14 protein-coding genes are annotated in these 18,281 nt (G+C 73.3%); 10 read left to right on the top strand and 4 right to left on the bottom strand.

Translation table 11 applies throughout. From position 1 onward, the window contains the following. Positions 1-50 precede the first annotated feature (50 nt). A complete protein-coding gene (locus AB0B01_RS08140) occupies positions 51-1,604 on the bottom strand; it encodes an MFS transporter (RefSeq protein WP_361714135.1) in 1,554 nt (517 codons plus the stop codon). A 142-nt stretch (positions 1,605-1,746) separates the two neighbouring features. Between AB0B01_RS08140 and AB0B01_RS08135 the strand changes: the two genes are divergently transcribed. The 3 genes from AB0B01_RS08135 to AB0B01_RS08125 all read left to right on the top strand — a co-directional run bounded on the left by AB0B01_RS08135 (position 1,747) and on the right by AB0B01_RS08125 (position 3,818). Then, positions 1,747-2,349 carry a TetR/AcrR family transcriptional regulator gene (locus tag AB0B01_RS08135; RefSeq protein ID WP_361714120.1) on the top strand — a complete coding sequence of 201 codons (603 nt, stop codon included), beginning with the start codon at positions 1,747-1,749 and terminating at the stop codon, positions 2,347-2,349. A gap of 69 nt (positions 2,350-2,418) precedes the next feature. Then, entirely contained in the window at positions 2,419-3,129 is a 711-nt protein-coding gene (locus AB0B01_RS08130) for a ribonuclease HII (RefSeq protein WP_361714117.1), read from the top strand. 59 nt (positions 3,130-3,188) lie between these two features. Continuing rightward, on the top strand, positions 3,189-3,818 hold the full coding sequence (locus tag AB0B01_RS08125) for a hypothetical protein (protein ID WP_361714114.1): 630 nt from the start codon (positions 3,189-3,191) through the stop codon (positions 3,816-3,818). A 101-nt stretch (positions 3,819-3,919) separates the two neighbouring features. Here the strand turns inward: AB0B01_RS08125 and AB0B01_RS08120 are convergent, their stop codons facing one another. Together AB0B01_RS08120 and AB0B01_RS08115 are read right to left on the bottom strand one after the other, a co-directional pair. Then, positions 3,920-4,546, bottom strand: coding sequence for a hypothetical protein (locus AB0B01_RS08120; RefSeq protein WP_361714111.1), 627 nt, complete (start codon positions 4,544-4,546; stop codon positions 3,920-3,922). Positions 4,547-4,760: 214 nt separating this feature from the next. Beyond that, on the bottom strand, positions 4,761-6,920 hold the full coding sequence (locus tag AB0B01_RS08115; protein ID WP_361714109.1) for a RecQ family ATP-dependent DNA helicase: 2,160 nt from the start codon (positions 6,918-6,920) through the stop codon (positions 4,761-4,763). A 122-nt stretch (positions 6,921-7,042) separates the two neighbouring features. Between AB0B01_RS08115 and AB0B01_RS08110 the strand changes: the two genes are divergently transcribed. The 7 genes from AB0B01_RS08110 to AB0B01_RS08080 all read left to right on the top strand — a co-directional run bounded on the left by AB0B01_RS08110 (position 7,043) and on the right by AB0B01_RS08080 (position 17,499). After that, positions 7,043-8,320: a DUF4192 domain-containing protein gene (locus AB0B01_RS08110; protein ID WP_361714106.1), complete on the top strand. Its 1,278-nt coding sequence runs from the start codon at positions 7,043-7,045 to the stop codon at positions 8,318-8,320. A gap of 257 nt (positions 8,321-8,577) precedes the next feature. Next, positions 8,578-10,545, top strand: a complete 1,968-nt coding sequence (locus AB0B01_RS08105) for a glycogen debranching N-terminal domain-containing protein (RefSeq protein WP_361714103.1) — start codon at positions 8,578-8,580, stop codon at positions 10,543-10,545. A gap of 68 nt (positions 10,546-10,613) precedes the next feature. Next, positions 10,614-11,360 carry an NUDIX domain-containing protein gene (locus AB0B01_RS08100; RefSeq protein ID WP_361714100.1) on the top strand — a complete coding sequence of 249 codons (747 nt, stop codon included), beginning with the start codon at positions 10,614-10,616 and terminating at the stop codon, positions 11,358-11,360. Between the two features lie 140 nt (positions 11,361-11,500). After that, the gene (locus AB0B01_RS08095) at positions 11,501-13,372 is read left to right on the top strand and encodes an ABC transporter ATP-binding protein (protein ID WP_361714097.1); all 1,872 of its coding nucleotides are present in this window, start codon (positions 11,501-11,503) and stop codon (positions 13,370-13,372) included. A 191-nt stretch (positions 13,373-13,563) separates the two neighbouring features. Then, on the top strand, positions 13,564-14,451 hold the full coding sequence (locus tag AB0B01_RS08090) for a FadR/GntR family transcriptional regulator (protein WP_361714094.1): 888 nt from the start codon (positions 13,564-13,566) through the stop codon (positions 14,449-14,451). 409 nt (positions 14,452-14,860) lie between these two features. Beyond that, positions 14,861-16,435, top strand: coding sequence for an RNA polymerase sigma factor (locus AB0B01_RS08085; RefSeq protein WP_361714092.1), 1,575 nt, complete (start codon positions 14,861-14,863; stop codon positions 16,433-16,435). A gap of 98 nt (positions 16,436-16,533) precedes the next feature. Continuing rightward, positions 16,534-17,499 (top strand): serine protease, encoded by a 966-nt coding sequence (locus tag AB0B01_RS08080; protein WP_361714089.1) that lies wholly within the window; start codon positions 16,534-16,536, stop codon positions 17,497-17,499. A gap of 148 nt (positions 17,500-17,647) precedes the next feature. Here AB0B01_RS08080 and AB0B01_RS08075 read toward each other — a convergent pair whose 3' ends face one another. Continuing rightward, entirely contained in the window at positions 17,648-17,881 is a 234-nt protein-coding gene (locus AB0B01_RS08075) for a hypothetical protein (protein ID WP_243631750.1), read from the bottom strand. Positions 17,882-18,281 lie beyond the last annotated feature (400 nt).

Genomic DNA, 18,281 nt, shown 5'->3' with positions numbered 1-18,281 from the left:
GGCCGGGGGAGGGGATCCCGCGGCCGGGCCTGCCGTACGGGGCGCCCGGTTCAGGCCGGCGGACCGGCCTCGGCGGCGGCTCCGTTGAGCGCGGCCAGGTCGCTCTTGCGTACCCGGATCACGATCAGCGCGGTGGCCAGGGCGAGCCCGGCCATGGCCACGGCCGCCGTGAAGGCGGTGGAGATGCCCTGGGTCAGGACGAGGTCGCCCCAGGGGTCGGGCAGCCGTCCGGTCTGCTTGAAGGCCGCCAACTGATCCGGATCCGCGTGCTCCAGGAAGGCCGGTACCTGCTGGTGCGCCTCGTTGCGGCTCGACGTGCCGAAGACGGTGACCAGGATCGACAGCCCGAGCGAGCCGCCTACCTGCTGGCTGGCGTTGAGCAGCCCGGAGGCCGCGCCGGCTTCCCGCTGGGCCACTCCGGAGACGGCGGTGAGGGTCAGGGTCACGAAGTTCAGGCCCATGCCGAAGCCGAACAGCAGCATCGGCCCGAGGACTCCGGAGACGTAGGAGCTGTCGGTCCGGATGAGGGTCAGCCAGGCGAGGCCGACGCCGGTGAGCGCGGATCCGGCCACCATGAAGGGCTTGGGGCCGAGCCGCGGCAGGAAGCGCTGCGAGAGGCCGGCGGCGGTGATGATCGCCGCGGTTACCGGCAGGAAGCCGAGTCCCGACTGGATCGGCGAGAAGCCGAGCACGTTCTGCACGAACTGGACGATGAAGAAGAACATGCCGAACATCGCGGCGGCCAGGCCGAGCATGATCAGGTACGTTCCGGCCCGGTTGCGGTCGGCGAACATCCGCAGCGGGATGATCGGCTCGTGGGCCCGTGCCTCGATGGACACGAACAGCGCGAGCAGGACGACGGCCGCGGCGAACGAGACGAGGGTGAGCCCGTCGCGCCAGCCGTCCTCCGAGGCGCGGATGAACCCGTAGACCAGGGAGGCCATGCCTCCGGTGGAGGTGAGGGCGCCGGCGATGTCGAACCGGCCCGGGTGGCGCTCGGACTCGGTGATGTACAGCGGGGTGAGCACGGCGATCAGCAGGCCGATCGGCACGTTGACGAAGAGCACCCAGCGCCAGTCGAGCCATTCGGTCAGCATGCCGCCGGCCAGCAGGCCGATCGCGCCGCCGCCCGCGGAGACGGCGGCGAACACCCCGAAGGCACGGTTGCGGGCGGGCCCTTCGGCGAAGGTCGTGGTGATCAGGGCCAGCGAGGTCGGCGACGCGATCGCGCCGCCGACCCCCTGGAGGGCGCGGGCGGCCAGCAGCTGCCAGGGCTCCTGGGCGAAGCCGCCGAGCAGGGAGGCCAGGGTGAAGAGCAGGATGCCGGTGAGGAAGACCCGGCGGCGCCCGAGGATGTCGCCGGCCCGGCCCCCGAGCAGGAGCAGGCCTCCGAAGGCGAGCGTGTACGCGCTGATCACCCAGGAGAGGTCGGTGGTCGAGAAGGACAGCGCGGTCTGGATGTGCGGGAGTGCGATGTTCACGATCGTCGCGTCGAGGACGACCATGAGCTGACACGCGGCGATGACGGCGAGCGCCACGCCGGGGCGCCCTTCCCGGCGGGCGGCGCCCGGTATTCGGGACGGGGCGAGTGGAGAGCTTTTCACCGTGGTACCCCCCATAGTGAAATAGTGAACGCATCCGTTCACTGGGGGCTCCACGGTAGGAGACCGCAGTTAGTGAACGCAACCGTTCACTAAGGCTGAAAATGCGTGCGAGCGGCGCCGGGGCCGGTCGGAGGTAGGGGTGATGGTGGGTTCGCGCTGGTCGGTCACGCCAACGGGGCGCAGACGGGGTCCGGAACTCGAACGGGCCATCCTCGACGCCGCCTTGGAGCAGTTGAGCACCGTTGGCTGGAACGCGCTCACCATGGAGGGGGTCGCGGCGGCCGCCCACACCGGCAAGGCCGCCCTCTACCGGCGCTGGCCCTCGAAGGCGGACCTCGTGGCCGAGGTGCTGCGGACCGGGCTGCCGCCGGTCGGGGTGATACCCGACCTCGGATCGATCCGGGACGACCTCTTCCGGTTGTGTGTGCGGATGCGTGATGTGATGGAGTCCCGGGCAGGTCAGGCCCTGCGAGCAGTCCTTCACGAATGCGACCACGCCCATGCGGACCGCTTCCATGACGTGATCCGGGCAGGCCTTCACGAGCCCGCCCACAGGCTGATCGGCGAGCTCGTCCGGCGCGGCATCGCGCGGGGGGACGTCCGCTCGGACGCGACGGGTCCGCTTGTGGTCGACGTGATTCCGGCGATGCTGATGTACCGCGCGAAGGTGTGCGGGAGCGAATGGGCCGATCCGGACATCGCGGAATTGATCGACCAGGTGATGGTCCCGCTGCTCAGGGCGTGAGGCGTCGGGCGGACTGCGCCCGGGCCGGGGTGTGCAGGCGGCGCGGGGCGGCGTAACCTTGCTGGCGCCATGCCGTACGAAGCACCCACCCACACCGTCGAGCGCTCGATCCGCGCAACCACCGGCGCCAAGATCATCGCCGGGGTCGACGAAGTCGGACGCGGGGCCTGGGCCGGTCCGGTCACCGTGTGTGCGGCGATCACCGGTCTGCGCCGGCCGCCCGAAGGGCTGACCGACTCCAAGCTCCTCACCCACAAGCGACGCGACGCGCTCCTCGACGTCCTGGAGAAGTGGGTCACCGCCTACGCCCTGGGCCACGCCTCCCCGGAGGAGATCGACCAACTCGGGATGACCGCCGCACTGAGGCTCGCCGCGGAGCGCGCCCTGGGGGCGCTGCCGGTACGGCCCGACGCGGTGATACTCGACGGCAAGCACGACTACCTCGGCCGCCCCTGGCAGGTCCGTACGGTGATCAAGGGCGACCAGTCCTGCGTCGCGGTCGCGGCGGCCTCGGTGATCGCCAAGGTCAGGCGCGACCGGATGATGGCCCAACTCGGTGAACTCGGCGGCGGTTTCGAGGACTTCGCCTTCGCCGACAACGCCGGCTATCCCTCGCCGGTGCACCGGGCGGCGCTGGAGGAGCGGGGGCCCACGCCCTACCACCGGCTCTCCTGGGCCTACCTCGACGCGCTGCCCCGCTGGCGCCACTTGAAGAAGGTGCGCCGCAGCGAGGAAGCGTTGGAGCTGGAAAACGGAGGCCAACTCGGCTTCGATTTCTGATCGCACCCACGTGCCACCCGCCGGTACGTTTCGTACCGGTGTTTGATAGACATCAACTCATGCCTCTCACCCCCGAGGAGCCTCAGATTCACGAGAGTGCCCAGGGTCCCCGCGTCACCCCGGCCGCGAGCCGCACCGCGCAGACCCCCCGCCCCGTACCTGGTCCGCGTCCCGCCGCAGTTCCGCGGCCCGGGCGCCCCGGTCCCGCCCGGCCCGCACCGCCCGCGCAGCGCGCGCCGCAGGCCGCCACCCCGGGACCCGCTTCCGCAGCCACGACCGCACCGTCCGTCTCGGCGGCGGTGCCGCAGATCCAGCTGATCCCGGCCTCCGCCGAGGGTGCGCTGGACGCGGCCGAAGAGGCCGTCGACCTGCTGCTCGACACCGGGCGCGCGCCCGGTGACATCCTGGTGCTCACCACCGGCGACCCGCACCCGTGGGCCGCCCACGAACTGTCCTTCGGCGAGGCCGCGTACTGGGCCCAGCACGATGCCCGGGACGACGTCTTCTACGCGGATGCGGTGCAGGTCAAGCGCGCCGCCGGCCGTCCGGTCGTGGTCTTCGCGGCGAACGGTGGACCGGTCGAGGCGACAGCCACCGCACTGCCGGTCGCACTCGCCCGAGCGGGCGCGCTGCTCATCGTGTGCGGGGATCCCCAGCAGATCAACAGCGTGCTGGGCGCGGGCGTCTGACACCCCGTGACCCGGCGCGAGCACGGGACGGGGCATGGGGTGGGGCCGGCCGGGAGCCGGCCCCGCTGATGTCCCGGGCCGGACCGTCAGCGCGCCCGGGGTCAGCGTGCGGCGGTATGGCGAAGGGCCTCGCTCGCGCCGCCGCCGGTCCGCAGGGTCAGCGGGGCGAACTCGGCTCCGGCGTCGCCGAGCCGTCCGGGCCGCGAGTCCGAGCTCGGATGCCGGCCGCCCCGGCCTTCGCCGAGCACCTGCCAGCCGCCGCGGGTCAGCGTGATGTACGCGCCGCAGCGGAGTCCGTGCAGGGTGCAGGCGTCCCGCAGCCCCCACATCCAGGCGCCGTCCTCCTCGGTCCAGCGTTCGTCGCCCTCACGGCAGTACATCAGCACTGCCGTCCGTACCGGGGTACGGCGCCGCAGGTCGTGCGGGAGGACCCGGCGCAGCCGCGCCAGGAGGGCGTTGCGGTAGTCCCAGCCGTCGGCCGAGGCCGACCGCTGCACGAAGGAGGCGCTGGCGACGAGTCGCTCCTCCGGGCCGAGGACGGCGATCACCGCGGTGGAGGGCTCGGGGCTGTGCCGGGAGTGCAGCCCGCTGACGATCTCGCGGGGATTGCGCAGCAGCGGTATGCCGGCCGCCGTCCACTCGGCGGGTTCCAGCAGTCTGCCGTGTCGGCTTCTGCCACCGGCGGCCATGGTCAGTGACGTCGAGGGCGGGGCGAATCCGAAGGTCACGGTCCTCCCTTCGGGTACACGCCCGCGGACGGGCACAGCTGGAGTGCGGGCACGCCGCGGCAGGGCTCAGGAGAGCGCCGTCGAGCCGAGCGGGAGCACCCCAATTCTCGCGTGGCCCGAGAGCATGCGGCAACGAGCAATTGGCGCCGCCGACCGGAATTCGCCGGTATGCCGTTCATATCCTTGCCCCGCCACGCCGCTGACGACTCCTCGGCTACCCCTGGAGTGCCAGCACCAGCGGAAACACGCCCTCTGCTCCGGCCTTCCGCAGCAGCCGGGCGGCCACCGCGAGGGTCCATCCGCTCTCCGCGCGGTCGTCCACGAGGAAGACCGGGCCCTGCGCCCGGGCCAGTGCCTCCGCCAGCGCCGGAGGGACGGCCAGTGCCTGGTGGAGTCCACGCACCCGCTGGGCGCTGTTCGAGGAGGGCAGCCCGAACTCCGGGACCTGGTCCGTGTACGCGACCGAACCGAACAGCGGGATCCGCCCGACCTCGGCGATCCGCGCCGCGAGCGAGCCGACCAGCTGGGGACGGCTGCGCGAAGGCAGGCAGACCACACCCACCGGCCGGGCCGGTGCGTCCGGTGCCCCCGAGGCCCAACCGCCCGGTCCGCGCGCCCAGTCGGCGAGCACGGCCACCACGGCCTGCGCCACGTCGTCCGGCACCGGCTGATCCGGAGCATGGGGGTCGAGCATCGGCCGCAGCCGATTGCCCCAGCCGATGTCGGAGAGCCGGCCCAGCGCCCGCCCGGTTGCGGCCTGTTCTCCTGCGGGGATACGGCCTTTGAGGTCCACCCCGACGGCGGCGAGGCCGGTCGGCCACATCTTGCGCGGCTCCAGCTCGACGCCCGGCCGGCTCAGCTCGCCGCGGGCGGTGTCCAGCGCCGCGTCCGAGACCCCCGCAGTGAAGCGGGCGCCGGCGCAGTTGTCGCAGCGGCCGCAGGGCGCCGCCTCCTCGTCGTCCAACTGGCGGCGCAGGAACTCCATCCGGCAGCCGGTGGTCGCCGCGTAGTCGCGCATCGCCTGCTGCTCGGCGGCGCGCTGACGGGCCACCCAGGCGTAGCGCTCGGTGTCGTACACCCAGGGCTCGCCCGTCGAGGTCCAGCCGCCCTTGACCCTGTGCACGGCGCCGTCCACGTCGAGGACCTTGAGCATGGTCTCCAGCCTGGTGCGCCGCAGGTCGACCAGCGGCTCCATCGCAGGCAGCGACAGCGGTCGGCCCGCATGCGCCAGGACGTCCAGGGTGCGGCGCACCTGCTCCTCGGGCGGGAAGGCCACCGAGGCGAAGTACTGCCAGATCGCCTCGTCCTCACGGCCCGGCAGCAGCAGGACCTCCGCGTGCTCCACGCCGCGGCCGGCGCGGCCGACCTGCTGGTAGTAGGCGATGGGGGAGGAGGGCGAGCCCAAGTGCACCACGAAGCCCAGGTCCGGCTTGTCGAAGCCCATCCCGAGGGCCGAGGTGGCCACCAGCGCCTTGACCCGGTTGGCCTGGAGATCCTCCTCCGCCTGCTGGCGCTCCGCGTTCTCCGTCTTGCCGGTGTACGAGGACACGGTGTGCCCGCGGTGGCGCAGGTAGGTGGTGACCTCCTCGGCGGCGGCCACCGTCAGGGTGTAGATGATCCCGGAACCCGGAAGTTCCCCCAGGTGGTCGGCGAGCCAGGCGAGCCGGTGGGCCGCGTCGGGCAGGGTCAGCACCGCGAGGCTGAGGCTCTCGCGGTCCAGCGGGCCGCGCAGCACCAGCGCGTCCGTGCCGGCTCCGGTGCCCAGCTGCTCGGCGACGTCCGCGGTCACCCGGGCGTTCGCCGTGGCGGTCGTGGCCAGCACCGGAACGCCGGGCGGCAGATCGGCCAGCATCGTGCGCAGCCGCCGGTAGTCGGGGCGGAAGTCGTGGCCCCAGTCGGAGATGCAGTGGGCCTCGTCCACGACGAGCAGGCCGGTCACAGCGGAGAGCTTGGGCAGTACCTGATCGCGGAAGTCGGGGTTGTTGAGCCGCTCCGGGCTCACCAGCAGGACGTCGACCTCGCCCGCCGCGACCTCGTCCTGGATGGTCTCCCACTCCTCGGGGTTGGCCGAGTTGATGGTGCGGGCGTGGATGCCGGCGCGGGCGGCCGCCTCCACCTGATTGCGCATCAGCGCGAGCAGCGGCGAGACGATGACCGTGGGGCCGGCGCCGCTCGCCCGCAGCAGCGAGGTGGCGACGAAGTACACCGCGGACTTGCCCCAGCCGGTGCGCTGGACCACCAAGGCGCGCCGCTTGTGCGCGACGAGGGCCTCGATCGCCCGCCACTGGTCCTCGCGCAGTCGGGCGGCGCCCGTGGGGTCGCCCACGAGACGGGCCAGTACGGAGTCGGCCGAGGACCTCAGGTCTGCGTTCATGCCCCCATGCAACCCGATGCCTGTGACATCGCGCCAATGGCCGTCCAAATCTGTGGATGTTGAACAGTCAACACTTATCCACAGGGGTTTCCGGATCGGACCGTGCACGGGACCGTCGAGCCATGACGAAGAACCACGAACCGCGCACCCCGTCCGACCGGCCCTCCATCAGCCCGTCCGGGCCGTCCGGCCGGGCCGGCTCCACCACCGATCCGCAGATCACCCTGCGCAGCCCGGCCGAGCTGGCCGACGCGCTGCCCTACATGCTCGGCTTCCATCCCACCGACTCCCTCGTCATGGTCGCCGTGCACGGCGAGGGCGGGCGCTTCGGCGGCCGGCTCCGCGTCGGCATCCCCACCGCCCCCGCGGAATGGGAGGACACCGCCCGTCAGGCCGCCGAGTGCCTGGTGCGGGGCAGCGAGCGGCGCGCGGGCAAGCCCGACGGGATCGTCGTCTTCCTCTGCCAGGACCCGGCCGGCGGCGAGAGCGGCCAGCGGGTGATGACCCGGCTGAGGCCGCTCGCCCAGCGCATCCGGCTCGCCTGCGGGGCGCTCGACGTGCCCGTACTGGAGGCGCTCTGCCTCTCCGGCGGGCGGTACTGGTCGTACTGCTGCCCCGACGAGCGCTGCTGCCCGGCGGAGGGCAGGCCGCTGGCCGCGACCGGAACCTCCGTCATGGCGGCCACCGCGACCTTCGCCGGCCTGCGGGTCCGCGGCTCGCTGCGCGAGATCGAAGGCCGCCTGGCCCCCCTGTGCGGGCCGGTCGCCGCCGAAATGGAACGGGCCCTGGACCGGGCGGCCGCCGCCCTCGTGCCGAAGATCCTCGACGGGGCGACCCGCCAGGAGGTCGGCGCGGAGACGGTCACACTGGCCCGCACCCTGATGCAGCGGATGACCCTCGCGCCGCCCGTGGAGGCAGGCCCCCGGGCCGACGAGTGGGACGACGCCCTGCTCGGGCACGATGAGGCCGCCTCGCTGATCCTCGGACTCCAGGACCGGGAGATCCGGGACATCGCCGCCGAATGGATGGAGGACGAGGAGGCCGCCCCCGCCCTGCGCCTGTGGCGCGCCCTGGCCCGGCGCTGCGTCGGTGCCTACGGGGAGCACGCGGCCGCCCCGCTCACCCTCGCCGGATGGGTCTCCTGGTCCACCGGGGACGAGCCGACCGCCCGGATCGCCCTCGGGATGGCCCTGGAGGCCGATGCCGAATACCGCTTCGCCCAGCTCCTCCACCACGCCTGCAACGAAGGCATCGATCCGGAAGGGCTGCGGGCCTGCCTGCGCGAGGAGCGGCGGCGCAGGGAACCCCGCCGCAAGCGGGCCGCCGCCACCCGGCCGCCGGGCCACAGGGGTCGGCAGGGGCGCCGCGCGTCCCGCCGCACCGCGGGGAGCGAGCAGTGAGCCGGGGCCGGGCCGGGGCCGTGTGCCGGATCCTCGCGGACGCCACCCTGCGACGGCCGCTCCACCGGTGCTCCGCGCTCCGGCTGTGCCCGCGGCTTGCTCCACCGGGGGGCCGGGGGCTCCCCCGCACCGTGACCCGGGCGGGGGCGGGGGCGTTCCCCTGGAGGAGGGCGGTGGGGCCCCGTCCGCTCCGCCGCCCGGCGAAACCCACCGGAGCGAAGACAGCCCGAACGCACACAGCCCAGACAAGGCGACCCATGGCTCACCCCGTACCGCCCGCCCGCAGGCCCGAGTTGCCGCCGGTGCACGGCGCCGTCATCTGCGTCGCCGCGCCCTGCCTTGTCATCTCGCCCGAGCACGGCCAGCTCACGGGCCGGGGAATCGACGGGATCTACCGCTCGGGGCGCCGGCTGCTGTCGCGCTGCGTGCTGCGCGTCGGCGGGCGGGATCCCGTCGCCGTCCAGGGGCGCAGCCTCGGCGCGGACCGGGCCGCCTTCACCGCGACCGTCCGCACGGGAGCCGAAACGGGCCCCGATCCCGACATCGGGGTGGAGCGGGTCCGGCACGCTGACGGGACCGAGCGGATCACCCTGCGCAGTTTCACCACCCGTCCGGTACGGCTTCCTGTGGAGGTGTCGCTCGGCACCGACCTGGCCGAGCTGGCAGCGGTGGCCGCGGGCCGCTCGGGGCCGGAGCTGCCGGCCGGGGTCCACGCCGCAGGGCTGCGCTGGAGCACCGGGGAGGCCCAGGCCGTGGTCGCCGCCGAGCCCGCCCCGGACGACGCGCTCGCCTCGGCGGGGCTGCTGCGCTGGCAGCTGGAGCTCGGGCCCGGCGAGTCCCGCACCATCGAGCTGCGGACCAGCCAGGCCCGGGCCGGGCGGGCTCCGGCCGGCCAGGTGGCGAATCCGCTGGCGGACGCCCGCGCCGAGGGGGACGACCCGCGGGCCGAGGCATGGTTCCGGTCCAGCGTCGCGGACCTCGGAGCGCTGCTGCTGCGCGACCGGGACGAACCGGCCGACGCTTTCGCCGCGGCGGGGGTGCCGTGGCGGCTCGGACTGGCTCCGGCCGAATCCCTGTGGGCCGCCAGGATGGCGCTGCCGCTCGGGACCGGGCTGGCCGCGGCCACCCTGCGCACCCTGGCCCGGACCCAGACCGGAGGCAGCGGCCCCGACGCGGGCAGGATCCCGGGGCCGCTGCGCGGAGGGGGCCCGCACCTCCCGCCGGGGTGCACCGGCACGGAGGCGACCCTCGCCTTCCCGGCGGTGCTCGCCGAGGCCCGGCGCTGGGGACTGCCCGAGGAGGAGGTGGCGCGGCTGCTCCCGGCGGCGGAGCGGTGCCTGGGCTGGCTGCGGGCGGCGCTGGGGGAGGACGGGTTGCTCGCCGATCCCGACCCGGGGCCGCGGCGCTGTGAAACCCAGGCCCACGCCCACCGGGCCGCCCTGCTCGGCGCCGACCTGCTGGAGGGGTGCGGGCGGCCCGGCGCCGACGCGTGGCGGGAGTGGGCGGCGCAGCTGCGCGAGCGGTTCCGCGAGAGCTTCTGGCTCGACGGCCCGGACGGCGGACGGCCCGCCGCCGCCCTGCACCCCGACGGGCGGCCCCTGCCCCGCCTGACCGGGGCCGCCGCCCACCTGCTCGACACCGGACTGCTGGGCGGCGGCGCCCTCGCCCCGGGGCTGCTCGACCGGGTGCGCACCGAACAGCTCGCCCGCCTCCTCGGAGCGCCGGCCATGGATTCCGGGTGGGGGCTGCGGAGCATGGCCTCCCGGGAGCCGGGGCACAACCCGTTCGGCCACCGCTCGGGCGCGGTGCGTGCGTACGAGAGCGCGGTCGCCGTCGCCGGGCTCGCCCAAGCCGGCTTCGAGAAGGAGGCCGCCGGGCTGCTGCGCGGGCTGCTCGACGCGGCGGAGAGCTTCGGGTACCGGCTGCCAGAGATGTACGCCGCCGAGCAGCGCACCCTCGGCAGTGTGCCGCTCCCGCACCCGGCGGCCTGCCGCCCCGCCGCCGTGGCCGCGGCCGCCGGGGTGCACGCCTTGACGGCCCTCGCCGGGATCCGGCCGGATGCTCCCGCAGGCACGGTCGCCCTCGTCCCCCTGGCCGGTGCTCCGCTCGGCGCCCTGAGACTCTCGGGACTGCGGGTGGCGGGAGAACCCTTTGCCGTCCGGATCAGCCGGCTCGGCCTCGGGATGGTGGAGGAGGCGGCAGATGCGCTCCAGCTGGGCGGGTAACCCGTGGATTGCCGCCTTCAGGCTCCCAAAGCTCTGTTTATCGTCAGGCAGACGACTATGATCGCGGCATGTCGCCCTACGACCCGTCGGCCTATCCGCCCTTCGCTGTCACCGTCGACCTGGTCGTGCTCACCGTGCGGCGCCATGCGCTCTGTGCGCTGGTCGTCCGGCGGGGTGAGCAGCCGTTCCAGGGACGCTGGGCCCTGCCCGGCGGCTTCGTCCGCGAGGACGAGGACCTGGCGGCGGCCGCCGCCAGGGAGCTCTCCGAGGAAACCGGCCTGTGCGCGCACGACCCCGCCCAGCCCGGCGCGGGCAACGGGGCGCATCTGGAGCAGCTCGCCACGTACGGCGATCCGAAGCGCGATCCGCGGATGCGCGTCGTCAGCGTGGCGCACCTGGTGCTCGCTCCGGACCTGCCCGCGCCGCGCGCGGGCGGCGACGCCAACAGCGCGCGGTGGGCCCCGATCGACGAACTGCTGGCCGTGGAGGACCAGGAGGCCGCCGGGCTCGCCTTCGACCACGCCACCATCCTCGCCGACGGCGTGGAGCGGGCCCGCTCCAAGATCGAATACTCCTCCCTGGCCACCGCGTTCTGCCCCCCCGAGTTCACCGTCGGCGAGCTGCGGCGCGTCTACGAAGCGGTGTGGGGTGTGGCGCTCGACCCCCGCAACTTCCACCGCAAGGTCACCGGCACACCCGGGTTCCTGGTGCCGGCCGGGGGGACGACGACCCGTCAGGGCGGGCGGCCCGCACAGCTGTTCCGCGCCGGCGGGGCGACCCTGCTCAACCCGCCGATGCTGCGTCCGGAAGTCTGACGCGGCCACACCGGGGGCGGCTCCCGCGTCGACACGGGAGCGCATGTGGGCCCGGTGCCTCGAAAATCGGACATATCGCGTTATCTTGCTGCTGGTATTCACGCTGCCGCAGAGCGGTCTCACACCCCGCGAGAGAAGCGATGATCCAGGCCATCGGACTCACCAGCACCCCCCGTCGAGACCTCCCGCCCCTCGTGGACGACCTCAGCTTCGAGGCCCGCCCGGGAGCTGTGACCGCCCTGCTCGGCGAGCCGGGTTCGGGTAAGACCACCGCCTTGCGGCTCATGCTCGAACTCGAACCGGGCCGCGGCGTCACCTACTTCCGCGGTCGCCCGCTGCACCGGATCCCGTATCCCGTCCGTGAGGTCGGCGTGCTGCTCGGCGACGTCCCCGGCCATCCGTCGCGGACGGTGCGCAGCCAGCTGCGGATGCTGTGCGCCGCCGCCGGGGTCCCGGCCTCCCGGGCCGACACGATGCTCGAAGTCGTCGGCATCGCGGGCCTGCGGGACCAGCGGCTCGGTTCGCTCTCCCTCGGCATGGAACGCCGGGTGGGGCTGGCCGCGGCGCTGCTCGCCGACCCCTGCACCCTGCTGCTCGACGAGCCCGCTGCCGGAATCCCGCCCCGCGAACGCGGCTGGCTGCACGGGCTGCTGCGCGGGCACGCCTCGCTCGGCGGCGCGGTCCTCTTCACCACCGACGACGCGAAGGAGGCCGTCCGTGTGGCCGACCGGGTCGTCAGCATCGAGGCCGGTCGGCTCGTCGCCGACCAGGACGCGGCCGAGTTCGCCCGGACCCGGCTGCGGCCGCGGGTCGCCGTGCGCACCCCGCACGCCGCCCGGCTGGCCGACGTACTGGGCCGGGAGGCGCGGGCTGCCCAGCGCGCGGTCGAGATCGTCGAGGAGAGCGGGAGCCGCCTGTCGGTGTACGGCAGCACCTGCGCCGAGGTCGGTGAGGCGGCCTTCCGCAACGGCGTCCTGGTCCATCAGCTGGCCGACGAGACAGGGCCCACGGGAGACACCGGCGCGACGGGCCGCCCGGTACCCTCGGCCCGCACCGAACCGGGCGCCGCCGACCGCGCCGCCCCCGCCGACCGCAGTGCCCCCGCCATCCCCGCCGAGCGCGCCGCCCCTGCCGCCCCCGCCGACGCGTCCGCCACCGAAGCCGGGGACCCGCCCGCCCCGGGAAACCCGCGGCCGGCGGAAGCGCGCTCCGGCCGCCCGCCGTCGGCGGTGCGCAGGGTCGGCGGGCCGCTGCGGCCGCTGCGCTACGAGCTGCGCCGCGTCTCCAGCACGTCCGCCCCCGTGCTGACAGCGGCCGTGGTCGTCGCCGTCTCCGCCGTCACCTCCCTCGTGCTGGCCCGGGCCGGCCACACCCCGCAGAACCGGCTGCTCGCTGCCTGGCCCGAGCTGCTGCCCCTGCCGCCCGCCGCGCTCGGCGCCGGGCTGCTCGGTGCCCTGGCCTTCGGTGAGGAGTACCGCTACCCCGCGCTTGCCGCCGACCGCGGCACCGTGCCGCGCCGCCTGGGCCTGCTCGCCGCCAAGCTCTCCGTCGGCGCGGCCCTCGCCCTCCTGCTCGGTGCCCTCGCGGTCGCCGTCGACGCCGCTGCCCTGCGGCTCGTCTTCGACAGCGGCCCCCTGCGCACCCCCGCCGAGTGGGTTTCACCGGCCGTGAGTTGGGCCGGACTGCTCATCGGCTGCTCCTGGGCCGGTGTGCTCGCCTCGGGCGTCTTCCGGTCGGCGACCGCAGGGCTGGCCGCGGTGCTCGCCGTACCCGTGATGGTCGTCCCCCTCGTGCGCAAGGCCCTGGACGGGCCCTCCGCGTACCCCGTCACAGGGCTTGCGGCCCGGCTGCGCGGACTGGCCTGGGCGCAGTGGCCCCCGGAGGCGGACCGCCTGGTCCTGGGGGCCTTGCGGGTGATGGCCCAACCCGTCGGCACCGCACTGGTGTTGTCGCTGATGGTCCTGTTGTGCGCCTATGGGTTCACAGGACTGCGCAGTCGAGTCCGATGGTGATCGTTCAGGCACCGGTAAAGGCCCTCGCGGGACCGATCGTGCCCGCATCACGCGAAGCGGATCGCAACTCCGCGCAATAGGCCCGGTTCTTTACGATAAGTCGTCAATTGAGCAGGTGGCACCGATCACCCTTTCGTGTGCTTTTCACCAAAGACCTCAAGGGACATCGAGGCACGACCGACAAAGGATTCGTGAGTACCCTTGCGCACACCATGATGACCGCCGCCCGCCACGCCGATTCCGGCCTCGCCGGCCCGGGCGAACTCGACCGCTACCCCTACGCGGAGACCCCCGGGTCCGACCGCGCCGGAGCGCCCCACTGGGACGGCGCCGACGTCGAGTTGAGCCGCGTGGGCCGCCGCGCGGCAGGCAGCCGCGGCCGCGGACTGCACGGCCAACTCGTCCAGCAGCTCGGCCAGATGATCGTCGCCGGCGACCTCGGCGCGGACCGCCCGCTCGTCCCCGAGGAGATCGGCCAGCGCTTCGAGGTCTCCCGCACCGTGGTCCGCGAATCGCTGCGGGTCCTGGAGGCGAAGGGCCTCGTCAGCGCCCGCCCCAACGTCGGCACCCGCGTCCGCCCCGTCGCCGACTGGAACCTGCTCGATCCCGACATCATCGAGTGGCGCGCCTTCGGGCCCCAGCGCGAAGACCAGCGCCGCGAGCTCAACGAGCTCCGCTGGACGATCGAGCCCCTCGCCGCCCGTCTCGCCGCCGGCCACGGCCGCCCCGACATCCAGCAGCGCCTCGCCGACATGGTCGAGATCATGGGCCACGCGCTCGGCCAGGGCGACGCGATCACCTTCGTGCGCGCCGACAACGAGTTCCACGCGCTCCTCATCCAGGTCGCCGGCAACCGCATGCTGGAGCACCTCTCCGGCATCGTCTCCGCCGCCCTCCAGGTGTCCGGCAGCCCCGCCACCTCCTGTGACCGGCCCAGCGAGGCCTGCGTCGCCCACCATGCACGGATGGTCGAGGCCCTCGCCGCCGGCGACGCCACCGGGGCCGAGAGCGCCATGCGCCAGCTCCTGACGGTGCACCCGGAGGTCGAGCGCGTGGTGCCCGCCCCGCGCGAGCACTGAGGGCGGTCGGGCGGGTCGCGGGGGTACGCGTACGTGTCGCCGGGTCCGGTTCGGGCCCGGCGACAGGAGCGTCCGGGACCCTCTGGAGCCGCCCGGCACCGGCTCCGCGCCGTGCCCGCGGCCGGGCTGCGGGCGGGCCGCGCCGACCAGTGCGTACGAGCCGACCGGCATCCGCCCATCGGGGTGTGACTCGGGCCACGAAGATTGGGGCGTAACACTCCGCGAGGTCACGCGATGACCTAGAGAGGTGATGGCCGACGGAGGGAAGACAGCAGCCCTTGCGGGTGCTGTGCAGCTCCCCGGCCCCTGCCCGCGCCCCCGGCCCATTCCCAGTCGGTGGTCGTCGGCTCCGGTCCAGCACCACCAGGCCGGGGTCGAAAGCCGTTTCCATCGTTCCGAGAGGTTGTTCGTGTCGGCCAGCACATCCCGTACGCTCCCGCCGGAGATCGCCGAATCCGAGTCTGTGATGGCGCTCATCGAGCGGGGCAAGGCCGAGGGGCAGATCGCCGGCGATGACGTGCGTCGGGCCTTCGAGGCTGACCAGATTCCTGCGACCCAGTGGAAGAATGTCCTGCGCAGCCTCAACCAGATCCTTGAGGAAGAGGGTGTGACGCTGATGGTCAGTGCCGCGGAGTCGCCCAAGCGCGCCCCCCGCAAGAGCGTCGCAGCGAAGACCCCGGCGAAGCGGACGGCCACCAAGACCGTCGCGGCCAAGACGACGGCTGCGCGGACCGCCGCCGCCGAGGCCGCGGCTGCCGAGACGGCGGAGCCCGAGCCCCTGGACGCCCTCGCCGAGGAGCCGGGCACCGAGCCCGCCGCGAAGAAGGCGGCAGCGAAGAAGACGGCGGCCAAGAAGGCCGCACCCGCCAAGAAGACCGCCGCGAAGAAGACAGCGGCGAAGAAGACCGCCGCCAAGAAGGACGCCGACGAGGCCGGCGAGGAAGAGGTCCTTGAGGAGGGCCCCGGCCCGGTCAAGGCCGAAGCCGAGGACGAGGAGGACGGCGGCGAGAGCAAGGGCTTCGTCATCTCCGACGACGAGGACGACGCCCCGGCCCAGCAGGTCGCCGTGGCCGGCGCCACCGCCGACCCGGTCAAGGACTACCTCAAGCAGATCGGCAAGGTCCCCCTCCTCAACGCCGAGCAGGAGGTCGAGCTCGCCAAGCGGATCGAGGCGGGCCTGTTCGCCGAGGACAAGCTGGCCAACTCCGACAAGCTGGCGCCCAAGCTGAAGCGTGAGCTGGAGATCATCGCCGAGGACGGCCGGCGCGCCAAGAACCACCTGCTGGAGGCCAACCTCCGCCTCGTGGTCTCCCTGGCCAAGCGCTACACCGGCCGCGGCATGCTCTTCCTGGACCTGATCCAGGAGGGCAACCTGGGTCTGATCCGCGCGGTCGAGAAGTTCGACTACACCAAGGGCTACAAGTTCTCCACGTACGCGACCTGGTGGATCCGGCAGGCGATCACCCGGGCCATGGCCGACCAGGCCCGCACCATCCGCATCCCCGTGCACATGGTCGAGGTCATCAACAAGCTCGCCCGCGTGCAGCGCCAGATGCTCCAGGACCTGGGCCGCGAGCCCACCCCGGAGGAGCTGGCCAAGGAACTCGACATGACCCCGGAGAAGGTCATCGAGGTCCAGAAGTACGGCCGTGAGCCCATCTCCCTGCACACCCCGCTCGGCGAGGACGGCGACAGCGAGTTCGGCGACCTCATCGAGGACTCCGAGGCGGTCGTCCCGGCCGACGCCGTGAGCTTCACGCTCCTGCAGGAGCAGCTGCACTCGGTGCTCGACACGCTGAGCGAGCGCGAGGCCGGCGTGGTCTCCATGCGCTTCGGCCTCACGGACGGCCAGCCGAAGACCCTCGACGAGATCGGCAAGGTCTACGGCGTCACGCGCGAGCGGATCCGCCAGATCGAGTCCAAGACGATGTCGAAGCTGCGCCACCCGTCCCGCTCCCAAGTGCTGCGCGACTACCTGGACTGACCCGGCCGCAGAAGCGGCGGTGGCCGTGCGCGGGTGCGCACGGCCACTTGGCGTCCCACTCTGGGTGGAGTCATGCACACCCAGAGTCAGGAGGCCCCATGCGTCGTCCCTTTGCCCGTGTCCTGGCAGGCGCGCTGGCCCTGGTGGCGGGAGCGGCCGCAGTGCCCTTGGCGCAGCTGCCCGAGGCGGCCGCGGACAGTGTGGTGATCGGCGGGAAGCCGGTGAAAGCGGCCGACAGCCCCTGGGTCGTGGCCCTCGCCAGCCGTGACCGGTTCGGGGGTACGCGGGCCGGGCAGTTCTGCGGGGGCGTCGTCGTGGCGCCGACCAAGGTGCTGACCGCGGCCCACTGCCTGGCCCGCCAGGTGCTCGGCACCACGGTCGAGGCCGTTCCCGACCTGCGTGTGGTTGCGGGCCGTACCCAGCTGACCGCGGGTGACGGCCGTGAGATCGCGGTACGGGCCGCCCGGGTGAACCCCGGCTACGACCCCAGGACCAATGTCGGGGACCTGGCGGTCCTGGAGCTCGACGAGGCCGTGCCCGCGGGGTACGTGCTGCCCATGGCGGGGGAGGGGGATCCCCGCTACGCACCCGGCTCCGAGGCGGCCGTGTACGGCTGGGGCGACACCAGCGGGTTCGGTGACTACGCGTACGGCCTGCGTGCGGCACGGGTGACCGTGTTGGAGGACGAGGTCTGCCGCCGGGCGTATCCCGGAAGCGCGGAGGGCCAGTACCGGCCGGAGTCCATGGTGTGTGCCGGACACCTGGGGGGCGGCCGGGACGCCTGCCAGGGGGACAGCGGCGGGCCGCTGGTCGCCCAGGGCCGGCTCATCGGCCTGGTGTCCTGGGGGCGCGGCTGCGGCCGGGCCGACAGCCCGGGGGTCTACACCAAGATCGCTCCGCTGGCCGGCTTCGTGACGGCTGCGGAGACGGGCTCGCAGCCTGCGCAGGGTCCGGAGGCCTGGTGGGGGGCGCCCAGGGGCCTCGGACCGGCCGCACGGGCCGTACAGGGGCAGACGGCGGGCGTCTCCGACGGTTCCGCCCGGGAAGAGGGCGGCGCCCCCTGACCGTGGGCACGGTGACGGCGCGGTGACGACCTGCGGCGGAGTCGGAGGGCAGATGTGAGGACGGGCGGCGTCTCTGGGTCTCAGAGACGCCGCCCGTCGCCCGGCCTGGCCGGGCTGTGGCTCGTCGGATGCGAGGTGCAGGCCTGTGTCAGCGGTCCTCGGTGTCGGCGTTCGCCGCCGGAGCGGACGTGAGCCGCTCGGTCTCATCCTGTATTTCCGCGGCGATCTTCTTGAGTTCCGGCTCGAACTTACGCCCGTGGTGGGCGCAGAAGAGCAGTTCACCGCCGCTCAGCAGGACGACGCGCAGATATGCCTGGGCGCCGCAACGGTCGCATCGGTCAGCGGCCGTCAGCGGGGTCGCGGGTGTCAGAACAGTAGTCACGTCGCCTCTTCTCTAGCTCGACGAGCTGTCGTACCAGGGTCAACATCCAACCAGGCCGAAAACGTTCCCGCTCTCGGCTTTTCCTCGAAACTTCCTTCCGAAGCTGGCCGGCTGTTGCCGGTTGGCGGCGAAGGAGCCGTATTGCGTTGCTTTACGGTTTCGCGTTGTCAGTCGTTCGCTTGCTGCAGTCCGTCCTCGCCGGCGTGAGTGCCGGTTTGTTCATGAGGACGTGCCCGAACCCTAAATGGTTCATGCGCGGAAGGGAACGTGATGTTTGCTTCACCCCTGCGGGGGATCGAACATCCGTGCGGATCTGCACTAGGCTGATGAAGGGCGAGGGTGGCGTTGCATCCGCTCTACCAGGCCTCGGTACCCTTCGACGGGCAACCGAGCCACCCTG

It is taken from the genome of Streptomyces sp. NPDC044571 (assembly GCF_040647115.1).
In the GTDB taxonomy this organism is placed as follows: Bacteria; Actinomycetota; Actinomycetes; order Streptomycetales; family Streptomycetaceae; genus Streptomyces.
The sequence above is the reverse complement of the archived record's forward strand: the minus strand, read 5'-3'. Positions and strand labels throughout refer to the sequence as shown.